Here is a 20,435-nt window from a genome sequence, read left to right as displayed (position 1 = left end):
ATGCGTAAAAAAAATAACATAAGCATGACAAAAATCGTTCTGGCGATAAGCTTTATTATCTTGATTGGCCGTCTGATTTACGCCGGGATAGGATCGTATTCTCATCATCAAAACCAGAAACAGGTACCAGCACAGACTGAGCAAAGCGTTGCCCCTACGGTAGCGCAAAACCAGCCTGATAAAATGCCCTGACCGTCAGAACGCCGTTATTTTTAATGCGCCATTTAAGTTTCCCGTTAGCAGAAGGACTCTGAATGTCAGCAGTAAAACAACAAAACCACTCTCAAAAATTGGCGCAAGTGCGCCACCATATTCTTGATTTACTGTTAAACAATGACGATCTGGCCGACAGCATTCTCGGCGAAAAGACACCCGAAAGCCTCAATTCTGAATTAATGGACCAAACCGCTGACCTCCGCGCCAGCATCGCCCCGCTCCACGCCGCCGACCTTGCCGATATCCTTGAAGCCTTGCCTGAACACCAGCGCCTTGCGTTATGGAGCCTGGTTGATATCAGCGCGCGCGGTAAAGCTCTGGTAGAAGTTTCCGAGACGGTCTGGGACAGCCTGATTGAGGAAATGAGCGATAAAGACCTGCTGCGTGCCATTTCGCTGCTAGACCTCGATGACCAGGTTTATCTTGCCGAGCATTTGCCGCGTGACCTGACCGGGCGCGTGCTGACGGCGCTGGAACCGCGTCAGCGAGAAAAAGTCCGTGAGGTGATGAAGTTTGGCAAAACCTCGGTCGGCAGAATTATGGATTTTGAGCTACTGACCATCAGAGCAGATGTCACACTGGCCACCGTTCAGCGTTACCTGCGTTTTAGGAAAATTATTCCTAAAGGTAGCGACAAGCTGTTTGTCACCGACCGCAATAACCTGTTGCTCGGCGAGCTGCCATTGACGATAGTGTTGCTCAACGCGCCGCTGCATCGTGTCGCCGAGGTCATGAATGATGATCCGACCAGCTTCAGTCCTAACGACAAGGCCGATGACGCCGCCGGCGCTTTTGAACGGTATGATCTGATAACTGCGCCGGTAGTAGATCTGAAAGGCAAACTCATGGGCCGCCTGACTGTAGAGTCAATCGTCGATTTCGTGAATGAAGATTCCGACACCAACATTCGCCGCATGGGCGGTTTAAGCCCGGAAGAAGATGTGTTCTCGCCGGTCGGCAAAGCGGTGAAAAATCGCTGGGCCTGGCTTGCCATCAATCTTTGCACTGCCTTCGTGGCGTCGCGGGTGATTGGGCTGTTCGAGCATACAATTTCCGTACTGGTTGCGCTGGCCGCATTAATGCCGATTGTCGCCGGTATTGGTGGAAATACCGGTAATCAGACCATCACCATGATTGTGCGCGGTCTGGCGCTGCATCAGGTGCAGTTAAGCAATATGCCGTTCCTGCTGCTCAGGGAGTTGGGCGTTGCGCTGATCAATGGCCTGATTTGGGGCGGATTAATGGGGGTGGTGACCTGGCTGCTGTACGGTAATTTGGCAATGGGCGCGGTGATGACGCTGGCAATGGTGTTGAATTTGCTGGTCGCCGCGCTGATGGGCGTACTCATTCCATTAACAATGGTGCGTTTAGGACGAGACCCGGCGTTGGGAGCAAGCGTGATGATTACCGCACTGACCGACACTGGAGGATTCTTTATCTTCCTCGGCCTGGCAACCCTCTTCCTGCTGTAACTTTTTCTGCAAGCCGCTCCCTGACATCAGGGAGCGATGTGGTGTATCCCAACATACTTGCAGCTACTTCTCAATTATCACTTCTCACCCAACTTCTCACTCATATTGCAAGTTAGCTGTGTGTTCTCATACCCGCTGCAAACATCAAAATATGGAAGGCACAGGCTACGACGAACAGGGCAAAAACGCTGCCACCGTAGATCAAAACTAACCATGAAACCTTTTTCCAGAAGGGGACACTTTTGGCCGGTACGGTGTTGTCATCCATCTGTTGAATATTAATAAGACTTTTCATTCAGTCCTCCAATCTTTTGAAGAAAGGGGCAAGTCTGTAACCCTGCCCCTTGGCGATTATTTTAACACGTTATCAGTGGTAACCCTGATCCGGCGTTACTTTCCCACGGAACACATAGTAGCTCCAGAAGGTGTAAACCAGGATGATTGGGATGATGAACAGTGCCCCAACCAGGATAAACCCTTGGCTCGCTGGCGGTGATGCTGCCTGCCAGTAGGTAATGGACGGTGGAATGATGTTCGGCCACACGCTGATACCCAAACCGCTATAACCCAGGAACACCAGTGCCAGAGTCAGCACGAAAGGAGCGTAATGAGCGTTGCGGTTTACCGCTTTAATCAACCAGAATGACACCAGCAATACCAATACCGGCACTGGCAGGAACCAGAACAGGTTAGGCGTGCTGAACCAGCGATGCGCGATGTCTGCGTGAGTCAGTGGAGTCCAGATACTCACCACAGCCAACACAGCCAACAGCACATACAGCAGTGGCTTAGTCAGGTCATGCATGCGAGTTTGCAGGTTGCCTTCGGTTTTCATGGTCAACCAGGTTGCACCCAGCAGAGCATAGGCAACGATCAGACCCAGGCCACAGAACACAGTGAACGGCGTCAGCCAGTCCATTGCGCCACCGGCATAGACGCGGTTAACAACCGGCATACCGTCGATGAAAGCACCCAGAACGACACCCTGGCAGAAGGTCGCTACAACAGAACCCCAGATAAAGGATTTGTCCCAGATATGACGCTTCTCTTCGCTCGCCTTGAAGCGGAACTCAAAGGCGACACCACGGAAAATCAGGCCAAACAGCATGATAGTCAGCGGCATTGCCAGCGCATCAAGAATCACTGAGTAAGCCAGTGGGAATGCGCCATACAGGCCCGCACCACCCAGAACCAGCCAGGTTTCGTTACCATCCCAGACAGGGGCAACGGTGTTCATCATCACATCACGGTCCTGTTCCTTTTTAACAAAAGGAAACAGCAGACCAATACCCAGATCGAAACCATCCATTACGACATACATCATGATGCCGAAAATGATAATAACGAACCAGATCAACGGCAAATCGATACCCATCATTAGCTCCTGGAATCTAGTTTTTCATTTACTGCAGACAGAGGACGAGCAGGGGTACGATGTTTACCCGGACCACCGTCTTCATGATGTTCACCCTCGTGAGCTTCAGGACCTTTCTTGATCAGACGCATCATGTAGCCGTAGCCGACGCCGAATACTGAACAATAGATCACAACGAAAGCGATCAGGGTGATACTCATGTGAACAACACCGTGCGCTGAAACCGCGTCTTTGGTGCGTTGCAGGCCATAAACAACCCAAGGCTGACGACCAACTTCAGTCGTAATCCAACCAGCCAGCAGAGCAATCAGACCAGAAGGTCCCATTAGCAGCATGAAGCGCAGGAATGTTTTGTTGGTGTACAGCTTGCCGCGTTTACGCATGTAAAGACCAACAAAGCCAGACAGAATCATCAGCATGCCCAGACCCGCCATGACGCGGAATGTCCAGAAGATGATGGTCGAGTTAGGACGATCTTCAGGTGCGAAAGACTTAAGTGGCGGGATCTGATGGGTCAGGCTGTGCGTCAAGATGATGCTTCCCAGATCGGGAATTTCAATCTTGTACTTAGTCTCTTCAGCCTTCATGTCAGGCCAACCAACCAATACCAGCGGAGAAGGTTTGTTGTCTGTATTTTCCCAGTGGCCTTCAATCGCTGCGATTTTAGCCGGCTCGTATTTCAGGGTATTCAGACCGTGAGCATCACCCACACCTGCCTGGATAGGAGAAACGATCAGCGCCATCCACATTGCCATGGAGAACATTTTGCGTGTTGCAGGCGTGTCGTTTCCGCGCAGCAGGTGGTAAGCAGCAGCAGAGGCGACAAAGAAGGCAGAAGCCAGGAACGCCGCAATACTCATGTGGAACAAGCGGTACGGGAACGATGGGTTGAAAATAACTTTCAGCCAATCAACAGGAACAATCAGACCGTTAACGATGCTGTAGCCCTGTGGCGTGTGCATGAAGCTGTTTGACGCCAGGATCCAGAAGGTGGAGAAGATTGTACCCAACGCTACCATGCAGGTAGAGAAGAAGTGCAGACCTGGTCCAACGCGGTTCCAGCCGAACAGCATAACGCCCAGGAAGCCAGCTTCCAGGAAGAATGCGGTCAGTACTTCATAGGTCAACAGGGGACCTGTGATGTTACCGGCGAAATCAGAGAATCCGCTCCAGTTAGTACCAAATTGATAGGCCATAACCAGACCAGAAACAACGCCCATACCAAAGTTTACGGCGAAGATTTTGGACCAGAAATGGTATAAATCACGGTAGGAATCTTGTTTTGTTTTCAGCCAGAGCCCTTCGAGCACAGCCAGAAAACTCGCCAAACCTATGGTGATCGCTGGGAAAATTATGTGAAAAGACACAGTAAAGGCGAACTGGGCCCTTGCAAGATCCAGTGCAGTTAAGCCAAACATGGCATTACCTCAGATTGCATAGAAAGTTTCATAAGACAGACAGTCAGTTTGTTCAAAAAAAGTCGTAAGAGCCCCGGTGCAAAAAGCACCTCATAACCCAATGACTAAAATAAAAAATAAATTGTCTATATAGTGGAAAACCGTTGTGGAGATCCACAGGTACTTCACGATGTCTGTATGTATAAACGCGGTGTTCGGTTAAAACGGTGGTGCGCGGGGTTGAAACTCCGCCTGTTTAAAGAAGCTAAACAGTGGAGAATCGAAATGTTCTCTGGGTATAAAAGCTCTGAGGTTACCCGACAACTGAAGCATTACATTTCCCAAACTGATTATAGCCATTTGGTCAATTAATGCACAATATGAGTAGGATAAATCTTCATGCATCGAGACATCATTCGCCGACGCGTTCAGCTGCATTTGCATGCGGCCAAGTTGTTCTGAGATTGATGACTGATGGTCTTTCATGCCCGTGGCAATTACGCGGTCTGCTCCTGAGACAAAGCTCGCCATTGAATCCGTCGTTGCCGACGTTTTCGCAGCGCCCAAGGTAAAGTGTTCCAGAGATCTCGAGATCGCCGGAGCAAACAATACAATGAGTATCGCGAAGATACCCCACCACGCGGGTGAGAAACTTCGAGAAGAATTGATCAGGATTAAAGACACGTTCAGCCTAATGCAGTAGAGACAATTTCGGTTCGCATGAATTGTACGTGTATTTTTTTAAAATGTTAAAAAACTTTCGGCCACTTTGTGCGGTTTTTTGATTTCAAATCCCGTTGATGTAAATAGGATTTCATTTATTTAATATCTGTATCCTTACGGATACTATGGGATAACATTTATTATCAACAAATTTAACAATTGATTATTGTGGTTTCCAATTAGGGTTATTCCAAATAAGCAACGTCGCATAACTTCTCCAGGGTTTCCAAATTTCCGCATAGCGACTTATGGTTGTTGGCGTCATATTTGGAAATCTTTGCTTAATTAAATAATCGCTATGTAAAAATATATCTCTTTCACCCCATGCACGCATCGCGACGTAGTTGGCGGTCCATGCGCCAATGCCCGGCATCGCTACCAGCCGTTTTATACCTTCACGGCTGTCCTCGATATCATAAAGCGGTAACTCGCCGTTTTGTACTGCCTGAGCCACTCCAATCAGGCAGGCCGCGCGCTTGGCCTGAACACCGATGGCGCGCAGCTGCTCTACGCTGAGGCTGGCAACGCGCTGTGCGGTGGGAAATAATCGCGTCAGTCCTGTAAACGGCGTAACAACCGGTTCTCCGCAGAGTTCTGCCAGGCGGGCGCAGAAAGTTGCCGCCATTTTAACGCTCACCAGCTGGCCGAGAATTGCGCGCACCGTCAGCTCAAAGTTATCGATACAGCCTGGCATGCGCATGCCTGCAACATCGTCGCCAAACAGCCCCAACGCCTCGGCTATCAGCTGCGGATTGGCATCTAAATCCAGCAGATGCCTGACTCGCCGGACAACGCTTTGGATATGCGGCTCCAATGAATCAGAAACTTCCAGCTCCACCGTGCCCTCATGCTCCAGCGGCCGCCAGCTCAGCCAGCCACTGGCCGTCACGCCCTGCTCTGTTATCTCTATCGTTCGGCGATAAACATCCTGCTCAAAAGATTCGATTCCTGCGAGCGCCTCGCACTAAGGAAACGGCTCATCCACGCCCAGTCATAAGGAGGTGTATAAGGAAGAAGATATTTGGTCTTTTGCACCGGCTGAATCCTTGCTGAGTGGAGGCTGGAAAACCTGTTGCGGAACTAACAGAGGATAAATAATGAAGATTATTGAATGTAGCATAAGAGATGTGAGTTCGGGCCAGAATGTGACTTTTGCTAATGATTTGTTTAAAAATGGCTCACCCGATCCAGATTCATCAAATTGGCTAAATATAGTGTTAGGCGATAATGTCACCATTGGCAGCGGCAGCACGATTCTTTGCGAGTTTATTTGTAGCGGATCAGTAATTGGTGCCGGCAGCGTGGTAACAAAGCCAATGACTATTAAAGGAATATATGTTGGCAATCCGGCACGGCTTATTCGTGAATTGTAATCAACTTGTTTTATTAAGTTAAATATAATGAGTTGTTTATTAAAACTGCCTACGTATTATTATCGATAATAATTAACAAAATAGTAAAATTGCTTATTACGGCTGCAACGCCTGACAGTCGCTGAAAGATGCGCCGTACTTCCTTCTTGCCTGCTGGCGGCGACTCCGGTAAAGTCGCCCCCCTTCTTTGGCATGGGGAACCGTGATGTTTATTGGATTTGACTACGGCACGGCAAACTGCTCCGTCGCCGTCATGCGTGATAACAACGCAGAACTTTTAGCGCTGGAAAATGGTGACGCTTATCTACCCTCCATGCTTTGTGCGCCAACGCGTGAAGCAGTGAGTGAATGCCTGAATCGTCACTGGCAAGTACCCACCGGCAGCGAAGAGAACCAACAGCTGTTGCGCCGCAGTGTTAACTTCAACCGCGAAGAAGATATTCCGGTTAACAGCAACAGCGTGCTTTTTGGCTTGCAGGCGCTTTCTACTTATATGGAAGATCCGGAAGACGTGTATTTCGTGCGCTCACCGAAATCCTTCCTGGGCGCCAACGGTCTGAAGCCCCAACAAATTGCGCTGTTTGAAGACTTGGTTTGCGCCATGATGTTCCACATCAAACGCCAGGCCGAATCGGTATTGCAGCAGACTATCGAACAAACCGTGATCGGTCGTCCAATCAACTTCCAGGGCATGGGTGGCGAAGAGGCAAACCGTCAGGCACAGGGTATTCTGGAACGTGCAGCCGCGCGCGCAGGCTTCCGCGATATCGCTTTCCAGTTTGAACCGGTAGCGGCAGGCCTGGACTTCGAGGCCACGCTGACGGAAGACAAAACCGTGTTGGTGGTGGATATCGGCGGCGGTACTACTGACTGCTCGGTACTGCTGATGGGTCCGAGCTGGCGCGACAAGGCCGAGCGTCAGAACAGCCTGCTGGGGCACAGTGGCTGCCGCGTTGGCGGAAACGACCTCGACATCATGACGGCGTTCAAGCAGCTGACGCCAAAGTTTGGCATGGGCAGCGAGACGCAAAAAGGCATCGCCATGCCTTCACTGCCGTATTGGAATGCAGTGGCGACCAATGACGTTCCTGCTCAGGTTGATTTTTACAGCGTCGCCAACGGCCGCTTGTTGCGGGATATGATCCGTGATTCCTCAGACCCGAGTCAGGTTAAGCGCCTGTTGAAGATCCACCAGCAGCGACTGAGCTATCGTCTGGTGCGCGCGGCGGAAGAGAGCAAAATAGCGCTGTCTGAACGACCAAGCGTGACCGCAGGGTTGGAGTTTATTGAAGCCGGATTAGCAGAAGAAATCAGCCAGCAGCAGCTTAGCGAAGCGATTGCCCAGCCGCTGGAACGGATCCAGGAACAGGTCAGCCTCGCGCTTGCCAGCAGCGAAATTACTCCGGACGTTATCTATCTTACCGGCGGAAGTGCGCGATCGCCTCTGCTGCGCAGTGCGTTGCAGGCACAGTTGCCAGGCATCCCGCTGGTCGGTGGCAATGATTTCGGCTCGGTCACCGCCGGTCTGGCGCGTTGGGCACAAACGCTGTTCCGTTAATGCCATAGGCTGCAAAACCTCTGCGCTTTGCAGCTAACGGCTGATGAGCTAAAAAAAGCGCCTGACTCACGTCGGCGCTTTTTTTGTGCCCGTTGCTATGGGTTTATATCGCTCAGGGATTATATCGGAATGGTTTTAAAGGGTTAAACCTATAAATTAAAAGTTACTTCCAGGCGCTGGCTTTATCCAGAGCTTCAATATCACCGTGATCCAGCTTCAGCTTGGTGGCCAATGCCAGTTCGTCAATCTGCTTTAATGAAGTTGCGCTGACGATAGGCGCGGTAACGCTCGGACGAGCGATCAGCCAGGCGAGGGATACCTGAGTCGGAGAAGCGCGATGTTTCTCGGCGACAGCATCCAGAGCCTGAATAATCTTGTGCCCGCGATCGTTTAGGTACTTATCGACCACGCCCTGACCGCGCTTACTCTTGCTGGCATCTTCTTTACTGCGGTATTTACCTGACAGGAAACCACTCGCCAACGAGTAATAGTTGATCACGCCAACGCTGTTTTCGCTCGCGACTTTCTCCAGACCAGACTCATAGTCTTTACGATCGTAGAGATTGTATTCCGGCTGTAGCGTCTCGTAGCGTGCAAAACCTTGCTCTTTAGACACCTTCAGCGCTTCTGCAAAGCGTGTTGCGCTATAGTTGGAACCGCCAATAGCGCGCACTTTACCTTCTTTAATCAGCGCATTGAAAGTTTCCAGGGTATCGGATAATGGGGTGTCCTCATCGTCTTTGTGCGCCTGATACAGGTCGATATAATCAGTTTGCAAACGCTTGAGCGAGTTTTCCACCGACTGGCGGATATAGCTTGGCGAGAGGCCTTTTTGCCCGTCCCCCATTTCCATGCCGACCTTGGTCGCCAGAACAATTTTGTCGCGTTTGCCGCTTTTCTTCAGCCAGTTACCGATAATGGTTTCCGACTCTCCGCCCTGATTTCCTTCTGCCCAACGCGAATAAACATCGGCGGTATCAATGAAATTAAGCTGGTGTTCCAATAGCGCATCGAGAACGCTAAAAGAGGTTGATTGGTCGATGGTCCAGCCAAACACATTGCCGCCGAAGGTCAGCAGTGGAACCTGAATACCGGAACGACCCAATTCTCTTTTACTCATCATGCTCTCCTTTTTCTGATGACTTGCTTGAATGAAGAAGTTAATTAGCTTGCGAATCGCATTACTAACCTTAGCACTTCACGCCAATAATACTCAGTCATCATCACCGCGTTAAATTGTCACAGAATGAAAAGGACTCCTTAATTCCTCCATTCTTTCACCGGTCAACTTCGTTAAACTGAATGCCGATGCCAATCTGATTTCTGCTCGCAATCTAAAAAACGATAACAATCAGCTTGCTGTATAGTAAAGTCAGAATTGACGCAGTGAAAAAAACTCTATCAGGCACAACATAGCGATGACTGAAGCTTCCGGAACTACCCTACCCATTTCAGTGCGCTGGCAACTATGGATCGTTGCCTTCGGCTTCTTTATGCAATCTCTTGATACCACTATCGTCAACACAGCCTTACCCTCGATGGCCACCAGTCTTGGCGTAAACCCTCTGCAGATGCACAGCGTAGTGGTGGCTTATGTGCTCACTGTCGCCGTAATGCTGCCCGCCAGCGGCTGGTTGGCGGACAAGGTCGGCGTAAAATGGGTGTTCTTCTCGGCAATTATCCTGTTTACGCTGGGTTCTCTGTTTTGCGCGCAGTCGTCCACGCTGCAACAGCTGGTGATGTCGCGGGTGCTGCAAGGTATTGGCGGCGCGATGATGGTGCCGGTCGGGCGGCTGACGGTGTTAAAAATTGTGCCGCGCAGTGAATATATGGCGGCGATGACTTTTGTGACTCTGCCGGGGCAGATTGGCCCGTTAATGGGTCCGGCGCTGGGCGGTTTTCTGGTCCAGTACGCCAGCTGGCACTGGATTTTCCTGATTAATCTACCGGTTGGCCTGGCCGGAGCTATCGCCACCCTAACCCTGATGCCCAACTATAAAATGCAGACCCGGCGCTTTGATATCAGCGGCTTCTTCATGCTGGCGGTTTGCATGGCGACGCTGACTCTGGCATTGGAGGGTAACAAGGGACTCAACCTGTCACCGCTGGCTCTGGCACTGCTGGTAATTATTGGCATTGCCGCGCTGGGCAGTTACTGGCTGCACGCGCGCGGCAATCTCTCGGCGCTGTTTTCTCTGCGCCTTTTTCACACTCGCACCTTTTCTATTGGTCTGACCGGAAGTTTCCTTGGCCGTATCGGTAGCGGGATGCTGCCGTTTATGACTCCGGTTTTCCTGCAGCTGGGTATGGGATTTACCCCTTTCCATGCCGGTTTGATGATGATCCCGATGGTATTGGGCAGCATGGGTATGAAGCGTATCGTCGTCCGGCTGGTCAACAGGCTGGGGTATCGCAAAGCGCTGGTCAGCGCCACGCTGCTGCTGTCAGTGATCACGCTGTGTATGCCGCTGGTGGCTATTTACGGCGCTTACTGGATGATTCCGGTGGTGCTGTTCTTCCAGGGCATGGTCAACTCGCTGCGCTTCTCGTCGATGAATACCCTGACGCTGAAAGACTTGCCGCCGCGTCTTGCCAGCAGCGGCAACAGCCTGCTGTCAATGATTATGCAGCTGTCGATGAGCCTTGGGGTTAGCGTGGCGGGAATCCTGATTGGCCTGTTTGCCCATCAGCAAATCAACCCCGGCAGCGCCGCGATGCAAAGCGCCTTTATTTACTGTTATATCTGCATGACGCTGATTATCGCGTTCCCTGCCTGGATTTTCCTGCGCGTACCGGATGAATCACAGACTAACGCCCTGGCCGACCGCCGTCATAATGCGTCCGCCTCCTCAGACCCTATGAGAAAATCATGAGACCAGGCATCACCGCCAAACTGTTTCTCGCCATCTTCCTGACCTGCAGTCTGGTGATGGTCACCATGAACTGGGGCGTCAGGCTAAGCTTCGAACACGGCTTCATCGACTATATTCGCCACGGCAATGAACAGCGAGTGGAGATGATCGCCGACTATCTGGAGCAGCAGTACGAGCAGCACGGCAACTGGGATTTCGTTAAAAATAACGATAGAGCCGTCTACCAGATGATGCGCACCTTTGACCAAAACGATGAAAACAGTCAGCTTTTACCACCACTCGGCTGGCGCACCAAATTCTGGATACTCGATAGCAGCGATCGCCGCATCGCCGGTTCAGAATCAGACATTCCCGCCGACTTGATTGGTTCCGGCAGGAAAATGATGGTTAAAGGCACGTTTATCGGCACTGTGGTTTCTACTCCGGCCGAACGCCTGACGCGCAACGCCGACATCAATTTCGACCAACAGCAGCGTCGCACCAGCTGGATAATCATGGGCTTCACCACCCTGTTGGCGGCGGCCGTGACCTGGCTTCTCTCGCGCGGCATGCTGGCTCCGGTCAAACGATTAGTTAAGGGAACTCATCAGCTGGCGGCAGGCGATTTCAGCAGCCGGGTCAAGGTCGGGACTCAGGACGAGCTTGGTAAGCTGGCGCAGGACTTCAATCAACTGGCGATAACGCTTGAGAAAAACGAGCAGATGCGTCGGGCGTTTATGGCCGATATTTCTCACGAACTGCGCACTCCGTTAGCCGTGCTGCGCGGCGAGTTGGAAGCCATGCAGGATGGGGTGAGAAAAATGTCGCTGGATTCACTGGCGTCGTTGCAGTCGGAAGTATCGATTCTGACCAAGCTGGTTGATGACCTCTACCAACTGTCGCTGTCAGATGCCGGAGCGCTGGCCTATCGCAAAGAAGAAACCGACGTGGTACACCTGATTCAATTGGCAGAAGCCGCATTCCGCGAACGTTTCCACGCCAAACAGCTGAGCATAACCAGCGATCTTTCAGAAAAGGCACCCATTTTTGGCGATCCTCATCGTTTATCACAGCTGTTTAATAATCTGCTCGAAAACAGCCTGCGCTATACTGATTCAGGCGGAGGACTAGAGATTATTGCCACTCGTCGTGACAAATTCCTGCAAGTTTATTTTCAGGATACTGCCCCCGGGCTAAATGATGAGCAGTTGCAGAAGATTTTCGAGCGTTTTTACCGCACAGAAGGCTCGCGCAACCGCGCCAGCGGGGGTTCCGGGCTGGGATTAGCTATCTGTCAGAATATTGTAGAGGCTCACGGCGGTAAGCTTAGCGCCGAACATTCCCCATCCGGCGGAGTGAGAATTACCCTGCTGCTGCCGCTTTCACTTCCTATCGGACAAAGATTGTGATGAATGAATACGTTAATGCGGATCACCAACCGCTAAAAATTCTGATTGTTGAAGATGAGCCTAAACTGGGCCAACTGTTGGTCGATTATTTACAGGCAGCAGGCTATGCCACCGAGTGGCTGACCAACGGCAACGATGTTATCCCGCTGGTGCAGTCCAACCCGCCGACCATGATCTTGCTTGATTTGATGCTGCCCGGCAGCAGCGGTCTGACTATTTGCCGTGATATTCGCCAGTTCTCTGATATTCCAATCATGATGGTCACCGCCAAAACGGAAGAGATTGACCGACTGCTGGGGCTGGAAATCGGTGCCGATGACTATATTTGCAAACCGTACAGCCCTCGCGAAGTCGTCGCGCGCGTCAAAACTATTTTGCGTCGCTGCTATCGTCCCAACGAACCGATGGCAGATGGTGTAGGTTTACACATCGACGAAGGCTGTTTTCAGGCACATTATCAGGGCGTAGAGCTGGATCTCACTCCCGCAGAATTTCGCCTGCTCAAAACGTTGTCGATCAAACCGGGCTACGTTTTCACCCGAGAAGCGCTGCTAAACAATCTTTACGACGACTACCGCGTGGTGACTGACAGAACTATCGACAGTCATATCAAGAACCTGCGTCGCAAGCTGGAATCCATTGACGGTGATAAAGCGTTTATTCGCGCGGTCTACGGCGTGGGTTATCGCTGGGAAGCCGATCCTTGTCGGTTAACATAAGTCTGTCGGTACTGTCACAAAATCTTCTGAAAATGCCTGATAATTGTCTTTAGCTCAGGATGAAAATCCAGCGCCGTCTATACTTAGTGATGGATTATTAATTACTGGAGGAACCTTTATGGCTACGGGTCACTATGATCTTAAAAAAGCGAAAAACGGACAATTTCACTTTAACCTGAAGGCCGGGAACGGAGAGATTATTCTTAGCAGTGAAATGTACGCCAGTAAGGCGTCGGCTGAGAACGGGATTACTTCGGTACAAATTAACGCTACCGACGAAGGACAATATGAAATCAAGCCCGGAAAAGATGGACAACAGTACTTTGTGCTGCGGGCGAAAAATCATCAAGTCATCGGCGTTAGCGAAATGTACACGGCCACAAGCGGTCTTCAGAAAGGTATGCTGTCAGTTGTCAAAAATGGACCGAGTACGGACATTCGCGACCTGACTCACGCAGACTCTCTGACACGAATTTGAAATAATTGATTTTTTTGAAGCAATCAGAAATTTGGCGCTGTTTGTCTTGAGCAGCGCCAATATTGTTAATAATTGATCTACATCATGCCTACGGCAATTAGCCCGTCATCTAACTCTCCGGCTCGCTACAATTCCGCTCTTTCATTTCGGTATGCAGAGTTCAGAGAGTTGCTATGTCTACATCACAGTGTAAACCCGAATTATTGTCCCCCGCCGGCACGCTCAAAAATATGCGCTACGCCTTTGCCTATGGCGCAGATGCAGTTTACGCCGGTCAACCGCGCTACAGTCTGCGGGTGCGCAATAACGAGTTTAACCATCAAAACCTGGCACTTGGTATCAATGAGGCCCACGCACTCGGCAAAAAATTCTACGTGGTGGTCAACATTGCGCCGCACAACGCCAAGCTGAAAACCTTCCTGCGCGATCTGCAGCCGATCGTCGAAATGTCGCCGGATGCGCTGATCATGTCCGATCCCGGCCTTATCATGATGGTTCGCGAGGCTTTTCCACACATTGATATCCATCTTTCAGTGCAGGCTAATGCCGTCAACTGGGCAACAGTCAAGTTTTGGCAACAAATGGGGCTGAGCCGGGTTATCCTTTCCCGCGAGCTGTCTCTGGAAGAGATTGCCGAAATCCGCCAACAGGTGCCGGAAATGGAGCTGGAAGTGTTTGTACACGGGGCGCTGTGCATGGCCTACTCCGGCCGCTGCCTATTATCGGGCTACATCAACAAACGTGACCCTAATCAGGGAACCTGTACCAATGCCTGTCGCTGGGAATATAAAGTACAGGAAGGCGTCGAAAACGAGCTGGGAAATATCGTGCACAAGCATGAGCCCATTGCGATGCAGGAAATAGACCCGGTAAAACCAACGCTGGGACAGGGGCAACCCACCCCTCGGTTATTAATGCTCGAGGAAGCCCTGCGACCGGGAGAATACATGAGCGCGTTCGAGGATGAGCACGGCACTTATATTATGAATTCCAAAGACCTGCGGGCGATTGAGCATGTCGGTAGCCTGACCAGAATGGGCGTTCATTCGTTAAAAATCGAGGGTCGCACCAAGTCTTTCTATTACTGCGCGCGCACGGCACAGGTTTATCGACAGGCGATTGATGACGCGGTAGCGGGTAAATCTTTCGACACCAGTTTAATGACTACCCTTGAGGGTTTGGCGCATCGCGGCTATACCGAGGGTTTTTTGCGTCGCCATGTTCATCAAGCACAGCAAAACTATGACTATGGCTTTTCGGTAAGTGACAGGCAGCAGTTTGCCGGAGAGTTTACCGGCCAGCGCGGAACCGGGAATAATCTTGGCTGGGCCGAGATTGACGTTAAAAACCGTTTCTCTGTGGGTGACAGCATTGAAATCATGACTCCTGAAGGCAATGTTCAGCTTTTCATCGACCAAATGCAAAATCGCAAAGGAGAGGCTATCAACGTTGCCCCTGGCAATGGGCACATTGTTTATATCCCGCTACCTGAAGAAATTACACTGCCCTATGCAATTTTGTTAAGAAACCTGATAGATAATAGTAATACGCGTAATCCAAACCCTTAATAAAAGCAATAAACAGCGTGATTATTTCGCTGTTTATTGCTTTTGGATTTCTTAAAACTAGAATTCGATCACATCTCGGAAGGAGATTTTTGGGTAATATTCTTCCCGCAGCAAAATTTAGAATGGAAAAAAACCGTATAATACTGGTCACCAACTATTTGCCGGCTCAAACACCCTGAGCTGGCATTATTTTATTTAATCACCCGCACTTCATTCTTCTATTAATTGATTAGAGTGTTAATTAATTACACGTTTAATTGTTATCACGGCAATAAAAATAATACTCAACTAGAAATATCATAAATTATCTTTAATATAAGAGGGATAATTCTCTCCACGATACTTTCGCCTAATAATTAAGCACTACCCGCTTTACTCCTGATTTTTCCCTGAAAATTCTTATGGCTATTCGCCCCTATAATCATTTATTTTAAAGCCCTACGCGATGGTAAACATGGAGGGTGCAATGAAAGAAGAAACTCAGGCATTGCTGATTATTAATGGAAAAGGCGCTGGCAATGCAGCACTGCGCGAAGCCGTAACCAGCATGCGATCTTCAGGCTTAAATCTAGCCGTGCGTGTTACCTGGGAACACGGCGATGCTGCCAGATACGTCGCCGAAGCCATCGAACTCGGCGTTGAAACCGTAATAGCCGGCGGGGGCGACGGCACAATAAATGAAGTTGCGACAGCATTATTCAAACAGGCTTCCGGCCCCCTTCCAGCGCTGGGCATTGTCCCACTCGGCACGGCCAATGACTTTGCCACCAGCTGCGGTATCCCATTAGCAGTAGATCAGGCTTTGACGCTAGCCATACACGGTCGCGCGGCAGATATCGATTTAGCCTGTGTCAATGACGAACGCTATTTCATCAATATGGCCACCGGTGGATTTGGTACCCGTATTACTACCGAGACTCCTGAAAAATTAAAATCAGCCCTCGGCGGCGTTTCATATTTTATCCATGGGTTATTAAGAATGGACACGTTGAAAGCCGACAGCTGTGAAATCATTGGCCCAGAGTTTGCCTGGCAAGGCGATGCGCTGGTGATTGGTATCGGCAATGGGCGTCAGGCCGGTGGCGGCCAGGAGATTTGCCCGGATGCCTTGATTAATGATGGCCTGCTCCAGTTACGTTTGCTGACCTCGGAAGAACTATTACCTTCATTTCTGCGCAGCCTGCTTGATGGAGAGGAGAATAAAAACATTTTATCGACTTCAACGCCCTGGCTTGAAATTAACGCCCCTCATGAAATGACCTTCAACCTCGACGGTGAACCGTTAACCGGCAAGCATTTTCGTATCGACGTGGTGCCAAACGCCCTGCAATGCCGCCTGCCTCCCCACTGCGCGCTGCTGGGGTAATTCCCGGCAGTTTTTGCTTTCACCTTTATCAAGCTCTTCCCGATATTCTTCCGGCGTTAATACTCTCTCTATCCGCATAGCTCGGGCAATGACGCGTTGCCTGCGCCAACCCTGTTTCCTGCATAACATTTGAGCAACAAACTGTGATCTCTCCCCGCAAATATTGATCTGCATACTTGTATGGTAGTTAGATAAGGGCGTATTTTTCAGCAATGCTTAATGCCGTCTATGTGCAAAAGGTCTCATCTAATGAAAATAGTGAAAGCCGAAGTCTTTATTACCTGCCCGGGTCGCAACTTTGTCACCTTGAAAATTACCACTGACGAAGGGCTAACCGGGCTGGGCGATGCCACGCTCAATGGCCGCGAACTGCCGGTGGCCTCTTATCTGAAAGACCATGTTTGCCCGCAGCTTGTTGGTCGCGATGCCCATCAGATTGAAGATATCTGGCAATTTTTCTACAAAGGAGCTTATTGGCGGCGTGGGCCAGTCACCATGTCAGCCATCTCGGCGGTGGACATGGCACTGTGGGATATCAAAGGTAAGGCCGCCAACATGCCGCTTTATCAATTGCTTGGCGGCGCTTCTCGCACCGGTGTCATGGTTTATTGCCACACCACCGGCCATTCGGTCGATGAAGTGCTGGAAGACTACGCCCGCCATAAAGAGCAAGGCTTCAAGGCTATCCGCGTGCAGTGTGGCGTTCCGGGAATGAAAACCAGTTACGGCGTGACCAAGGGTAAAGGTCAGGCCTATGAACCGGCCACCAAAGGCCACTGGCCGGAAGAGCAGCTGTGGTCCACGGAAAAATATCTCGATTTCACCCCGAAATTGTTTGCAGCTGTGCGCGATAAATTTGGTTTTAACGAGCACGTTCTGCACGACATGCATCACCGCCTGACGCCAATTGAGGCTGCACGTTTTGGCAAAAGCGTCGAGGATTATCGCCTGTTCTGGATGGAAGACCCGACCCCGGCCGAGAATCAGGAATGTTTTCGCCTGATCCGCCAACACACCGTGACGCCTATCGCCGTCGGAGAAGTCTTTAACAGTATCTGGGACTGTAAGCAGCTGATTGAAGAGCAGTTAATAGACTATATCCGCACCACCATTACCCACGCGGGAGGAATTACCGGCATGCGCCGCATTGCCGATTTTGCCTCGCTTTATCAGGTACGCACCGGCTCGCACGGCCCTTCTGACCTGTCTCCTGTGTGCATGGCGGCTGCGCTGCATTTCGACCTGTGGGTACCGAACTTTGGCGTGCAGGAATATATGGGTTACTCCGAGCAAATGCTCGAGGTCTTCCCGCATAACTGGACCTTTGATAACGGCTATATGCATCCGGGTGAAAAACCGGGCCTTGGTATCGAGTTCGACGAGAAACTGGCAGCGAAATATCCCTACGAGCCTGCCTATCTGCCGGTTGCCCGTCTTGAAGACGGCACACTGTGGAGCTGGTGATCATGAAAAGCATCGTTATTCAGCAACCCGGTAAACTGGTTATCGAGACGCGTCCGCAGCTACAACCAGCCGCCGGTGAAGTCCGCATTAAAGTCAGCTATGCCGGTATTTGCGGCTCGGACGTACACATCTATCACGGGCAAAATCCGTTCGCCAAGTATCCACGGGTGATCGGCCACGAATTTTTCGGCCATATCGACTGTGTCGGTGATGGCGTAGACCCGGCTCGTATCGGCGAACGCGTGGTGATTGACCCGGTCGTCAGCTGTGGAAACTGCTACCCGTGTTCGATAGGTCGCCCAAACGTTTGCAGCAAATTACAGGTGATTGGCGTGCATCGCGACGGCGGATTCAGTGACTACGCGGTGGCTCCGGCAGCCAATGCGTACGTGGTGCCAGACAGCATTCCAGATCAACTCGCCAGCATGGTTGAACCCTTTACTATCGCCGCCAATATCACTGCATTTTTAAAACCCGCTGCGCAGGATACCGCGCTGGTGTATGGCGCGGGGCCAATGGGTCTGACGGTGATTCAGGTGCTGAAAGGGGTGTATGGCGTACAGAAGGTTATTGTCACCGATCGTATCGAGGAGCGGCTGCAAATGGCGCGTGATAACGGCGCTGACCGGGCTTTAAATAACCAGCACAACTCGGTAGCAGAGCAGCTGGCGGCGGAAAATATTCATCCGACGCTGGTCATTGATGCAGCCTGTCATCCGTCGATTGTGCAAGAGGCGATAAACGTGGCGTCACCTGCGGCACGCATCGGCATGATGGGTTTTTCCGGCGAGGCCAGCAGCATCAGCCAGCAAAGCATCACCAGCAAGGAAATATCGCTATTCTCTTCACGGCTGAACAGCCATCGATTCCCGCAGGTAATTGAATGGATGGCACAGGGAAAAATAAACCCTGAAAAATTAATCACCCACTGTATGCCAGGCGCTGAGGTCGAAGCTGCCATGACCTTATTTGAAAAAGATCAGCGCGCCTGCTGCAAAGTGTTATTGAAATTCTAAATTTTATTTCGCCGCCTGGCATTTCGCTGGCGGCTATAAATGAAATCTAAATAATTAGCCGAATTACTCAAAGCTGTATTAATACGTCAACACCACCATTATTTAATTACCCTACAACCTCATGCATCACTATTAAAATAACACCAAGTGGAGCTGCTCATGTTTAAGAATCTACGCTGGATAATTGTACTCCTGCTGTGTCTGGTCTACATGATAAATTATCTCGATCGCGTTGCGCTTTCGATTACTGTTCCGATGATTGAAAAAGAACTGACTATTAATCCTGAGCAGTTTGGGATGATATTCGGCAGCTTCTTCTTCGGATACGCAATATTTAACTTTATCGGCGGTTTGGCGATCGATAAATTTGGTCCGACGTTGGTCATGGGGCTAGCCGTAGCACTGTGGTCAATATTCTGCGGCATGACCGCCATCGCCACCGGTTTTTATTCGATGCTGATCCTGCGGGTATTATTCGGCATGGCTGAAGGCCCGATCTGCGCCTCGGCGAATAAAATGATTAACGGCTGGTTCCCGAAAAAACAGGCGGCAACTGCCATGGGCTTGCTCAGTGCAGGATCACCTTTAGGCGGCGCGGTGGCAGGGCCAATCGTGGGTTATCTGGCCATTTCCCTGGGCTGGCGTCCGGCATTTATGATTATCGCGGCTATCGGCATCGTCTGGATGGTGCTGTGGTTCTTCACCGCGGCGGATAATCCAGAAACCAGTAAACGTGTGACCGAAAGTGAACGCCAGCGGGTTAATCAGCTGAAAACCGAGAAGATTAATGAGGAAGAAGACCTGACCCAGTCGGCACACAAGCTGGGTTATTATCTGCGCCAGCCGATTATTCTGGTCACCGCTTTCGCTTTCTTTTGCTACAACTATATTCTGTTCTTTTTCCTGAGCTGGTTCCCCGCTTATCTGGTACAGGCCCACGGTCTAAATATCAAAGAAATGAGCCTGACGACAGTTATCCCCTGGATTGTCGGCTTCTTTGGGTTGGCACTGGGCGGCATCATTTCCGATAAAATATTCAATATTACCGGGCGTTTACTGCTGTCGCGAAAAATTGTGTTAGTCGTCAGTCTGCTGGCGGCGGCGGTTTGCGTCGCGCTGGCAGGTGTGGTCACCAGCGTGGTTCCCGCCGTATTGCTCATGTCGATTTCAATCTTCTTCCTCTATACCACCGGCGCCATTTATTGGGCGATCATTCAAGACGTGGTGCATAAATCGAAGGTTGGCAGCGCCAGCGGCTTTATTCATCTGGTCGGCAGTATTTCAGGGATTATCGGTCCGATTGCGACGGGTTTTATTGTGCAAAATACCGGTCATTTTGACAGTGCTTTTATTCTCGCCGGTGGCGTGGCAGCCGTTGGAGCAGTTCTGGTGTTCTTTGTCATCAAGCCGCCGAAACATCAACCTCAAACGCATATTTCCCACTCTTAA

At 50.7% G+C, this 20,435-nt stretch carries 18 protein-coding genes and 1 pseudogene; 13 read left to right on the top strand and 6 right to left on the bottom strand.

Features of this window, described 5'->3' with window-relative positions; translation table 11 throughout:
• Nucleotides 1-192: a YfgG family protein gene (locus AB3G37_RS06045; protein ID WP_009638419.1), complete on the top strand. Its 192-nt coding sequence runs from the start codon at nucleotides 1-3 to the stop codon at nucleotides 190-192.
• Between the two features lie 62 nt (nucleotides 193-254).
• Nucleotides 255-1,688: a magnesium transporter gene (gene mgtE / locus AB3G37_RS06040; RefSeq protein ID WP_369790027.1), complete on the top strand. Its 1,434-nt coding sequence runs from the start codon at nucleotides 255-257 to the stop codon at nucleotides 1,686-1,688.
• Between the two features lie 112 nt (nucleotides 1,689-1,800).
• On the opposite strand, the gene AB3G37_RS06035 is transcribed toward mgtE, so the two are convergent.
• The 5 genes from AB3G37_RS06035 to alkA form a co-directional block, all read right to left on the bottom strand.
• Nucleotides 1,801-1,983 (bottom strand): DUF2474 domain-containing protein, encoded by a 183-nt coding sequence (locus AB3G37_RS06035; RefSeq protein WP_009638421.1) that lies wholly within the window; start codon nucleotides 1,981-1,983, stop codon nucleotides 1,801-1,803.
• A 72-nt stretch (nucleotides 1,984-2,055) separates the two neighbouring features.
• Nucleotides 2,056-3,063: a cytochrome d ubiquinol oxidase subunit II gene (gene cydB, locus AB3G37_RS06030; RefSeq protein WP_009638422.1), complete on the bottom strand. Its 1,008-nt coding sequence runs from the start codon at nucleotides 3,061-3,063 to the stop codon at nucleotides 2,056-2,058.
• A gap of 2 nt (nucleotides 3,064-3,065) precedes the next feature.
• Nucleotides 3,066-4,481 carry a cytochrome ubiquinol oxidase subunit I gene (locus AB3G37_RS06025; RefSeq protein WP_009638423.1) on the bottom strand — a complete coding sequence of 472 codons (1,416 nt, stop codon included), beginning with the start codon at nucleotides 4,479-4,481 and terminating at the stop codon, nucleotides 3,066-3,068.
• A 198-nt stretch (nucleotides 4,482-4,679) separates the two neighbouring features.
• Nucleotides 4,680-5,144: a DUF2946 family protein gene (locus tag AB3G37_RS06020; RefSeq protein ID WP_369790026.1), complete on the bottom strand. Its 465-nt coding sequence runs from the start codon at nucleotides 5,142-5,144 to the stop codon at nucleotides 4,680-4,682.
• 202 nt (nucleotides 5,145-5,346) lie between these two features.
• Entirely contained in the window at nucleotides 5,347-6,087 is a 741-nt protein-coding gene (gene alkA, locus AB3G37_RS06015) for a DNA-3-methyladenine glycosylase 2 (RefSeq protein ID WP_369790904.1), read from the bottom strand.
• A gap of 232 nt (nucleotides 6,088-6,319) precedes the next feature.
• Here alkA and AB3G37_RS06010 point away from each other — a divergent pair.
• Both AB3G37_RS06010 and yegD read left to right on the top strand, forming a co-directional pair.
• Nucleotides 6,320-6,556: pseudogene (locus tag AB3G37_RS06010) on the top strand (N-acetyltransferase); the annotation flags it as partial.
• Between the two features lie 205 nt (nucleotides 6,557-6,761).
• Nucleotides 6,762-8,114, top strand: a complete 1,353-nt coding sequence (gene yegD / locus AB3G37_RS06005; RefSeq protein WP_369790025.1) for a molecular chaperone — start codon at nucleotides 6,762-6,764, stop codon at nucleotides 8,112-8,114.
• 163 nt (nucleotides 8,115-8,277) lie between these two features.
• On the opposite strand, the gene AB3G37_RS06000 is transcribed toward yegD, so the two are convergent.
• The gene (locus AB3G37_RS06000; RefSeq protein WP_369790903.1) at nucleotides 8,278-9,234 is read right to left on the bottom strand and encodes an aldo/keto reductase; all 957 of its coding nucleotides are present in this window, start codon (nucleotides 9,232-9,234) and stop codon (nucleotides 8,278-8,280) included.
• A 298-nt stretch (nucleotides 9,235-9,532) separates the two neighbouring features.
• Between AB3G37_RS06000 and mdtD the strand changes: the two genes are divergently transcribed.
• The 9 genes from mdtD (at nucleotide 9,533) to AB3G37_RS05955 (ending at nucleotide 20,435) form a co-directional block, all read left to right on the top strand.
• Nucleotides 9,533-10,987, top strand: a complete 1,455-nt coding sequence (mdtD, locus tag AB3G37_RS05995) for a multidrug transporter subunit MdtD (RefSeq protein ID WP_009638430.1) — start codon at nucleotides 9,533-9,535, stop codon at nucleotides 10,985-10,987.
• Complete coding sequence (baeS, locus tag AB3G37_RS05990) at nucleotides 10,984-12,375, top strand: two-component system sensor histidine kinase BaeS (RefSeq protein ID WP_369790024.1); 1,392 nt, start codon at nucleotides 10,984-10,986, stop codon at nucleotides 12,373-12,375. Before mdtD ends, baeS begins: the two co-directional genes overlap by 4 nt.
• Complete coding sequence (baeR, locus tag AB3G37_RS05985) at nucleotides 12,375-13,094, top strand: two-component system response regulator BaeR (protein ID WP_369790023.1); 720 nt, start codon at nucleotides 12,375-12,377, stop codon at nucleotides 13,092-13,094. The genes baeS and baeR overlap by 1 nt, the downstream gene beginning before the upstream one ends.
• Nucleotides 13,095-13,212: 118 nt before the next feature.
• On the top strand, nucleotides 13,213-13,572 hold the full coding sequence (locus tag AB3G37_RS05980) for a YegP family protein (protein WP_369790022.1): 360 nt from the start codon (nucleotides 13,213-13,215) through the stop codon (nucleotides 13,570-13,572).
• A 173-nt stretch (nucleotides 13,573-13,745) separates the two neighbouring features.
• Nucleotides 13,746-15,140 carry a tRNA 5-hydroxyuridine modification protein YegQ gene (gene yegQ, locus AB3G37_RS05975; protein WP_369790021.1) on the top strand — a complete coding sequence of 465 codons (1,395 nt, stop codon included), beginning with the start codon at nucleotides 13,746-13,748 and terminating at the stop codon, nucleotides 15,138-15,140.
• Nucleotides 15,141-15,606: 466 nt separating this feature from the next.
• A complete protein-coding gene (gene yegS, locus AB3G37_RS05970; RefSeq protein ID WP_009638141.1) occupies nucleotides 15,607-16,506 on the top strand; it encodes a lipid kinase YegS in 900 nt (299 codons plus the stop codon).
• Nucleotides 16,507-16,755: 249 nt separating this feature from the next.
• Nucleotides 16,756-17,970, top strand: a complete 1,215-nt coding sequence (manD, locus tag AB3G37_RS05965; RefSeq protein WP_369790020.1) for a D-mannonate dehydratase ManD — start codon at nucleotides 16,756-16,758, stop codon at nucleotides 17,968-17,970.
• A 2-nt stretch (nucleotides 17,971-17,972) separates the two neighbouring features.
• Entirely contained in the window at nucleotides 17,973-18,986 is a 1,014-nt protein-coding gene (locus tag AB3G37_RS05960) for a Zn-dependent oxidoreductase (RefSeq protein WP_369790019.1), read from the top strand.
• A 159-nt stretch (nucleotides 18,987-19,145) separates the two neighbouring features.
• Nucleotides 19,146-20,435, top strand: a complete 1,290-nt coding sequence (locus AB3G37_RS05955) for an MFS transporter (RefSeq protein WP_369790018.1) — start codon at nucleotides 19,146-19,148, stop codon at nucleotides 20,433-20,435.

Origin of the sequence: Rouxiella sp. WC2420 (assembly GCF_041200025.1) — a bacterium.
In the GTDB taxonomy this organism is placed as follows: Bacteria; Pseudomonadota; Gammaproteobacteria; order Enterobacterales; family Enterobacteriaceae; genus Rouxiella.
This window is presented reverse-complemented; position numbering and strand designations above follow the sequence as displayed.

Excerpts from the sequence above, each read along its gene's own strand:
- AB3G37_RS06035 (WP_009638421.1), bottom strand. The coding sequence starts at position 1,983 with ATGAAAAGTCTTATTAATATTCAACAGATGGATGACAACACCGTACCG.
- AB3G37_RS05980 (WP_369790022.1), top strand. The coding sequence starts at position 13,213 with ATGGCTACGGGTCACTATGATCTTAAAAAAGCGAAAAACGGACAATTT.
- baeS (WP_369790024.1), top strand. The coding sequence starts at position 10,984 with ATGAGACCAGGCATCACCGCCAAACTGTTTCTCGCCATCTTCCTGACC.
- yegS (WP_009638141.1), top strand. The coding sequence starts at position 15,607 with ATGAAAGAAGAAACTCAGGCATTGCTGATTATTAATGGAAAAGGCGCT.
- cydB (WP_009638422.1), bottom strand. The coding sequence starts at position 3,063 with ATGGGTATCGATTTGCCGTTGATCTGGTTCGTTATTATCATTTTCGGC.
- mdtD (WP_009638430.1), top strand. The coding sequence starts at position 9,533 with ATGACTGAAGCTTCCGGAACTACCCTACCCATTTCAGTGCGCTGGCAA.
- AB3G37_RS05955 (WP_369790018.1), top strand. The coding sequence starts at position 19,146 with ATGTTTAAGAATCTACGCTGGATAATTGTACTCCTGCTGTGTCTGGTC.
- AB3G37_RS05960 (WP_369790019.1), top strand. The coding sequence starts at position 17,973 with ATGAAAAGCATCGTTATTCAGCAACCCGGTAAACTGGTTATCGAGACG.
- baeR (WP_369790023.1), top strand. The coding sequence starts at position 12,375 with ATGAATGAATACGTTAATGCGGATCACCAACCGCTAAAAATTCTGATT.
- yegQ (WP_369790021.1), top strand. The coding sequence starts at position 13,746 with ATGTCTACATCACAGTGTAAACCCGAATTATTGTCCCCCGCCGGCACG.
- mgtE (WP_369790027.1), top strand. The coding sequence starts at position 255 with ATGTCAGCAGTAAAACAACAAAACCACTCTCAAAAATTGGCGCAAGTG.
- AB3G37_RS06025 (WP_009638423.1), bottom strand. The coding sequence starts at position 4,481 with ATGTTTGGCTTAACTGCACTGGATCTTGCAAGGGCCCAGTTCGCCTTT.
- manD (WP_369790020.1), top strand. The coding sequence starts at position 16,756 with ATGAAAATAGTGAAAGCCGAAGTCTTTATTACCTGCCCGGGTCGCAAC.
- yegD (WP_369790025.1), top strand. The coding sequence starts at position 6,762 with ATGTTTATTGGATTTGACTACGGCACGGCAAACTGCTCCGTCGCCGTC.
- AB3G37_RS06000 (WP_369790903.1), bottom strand. The coding sequence starts at position 9,234 with ATGAGTAAAAGAGAATTGGGTCGTTCCGGTATTCAGGTTCCACTGCTG.
- AB3G37_RS06045 (WP_009638419.1), top strand. The coding sequence starts at position 1 with ATGCGTAAAAAAAATAACATAAGCATGACAAAAATCGTTCTGGCGATA.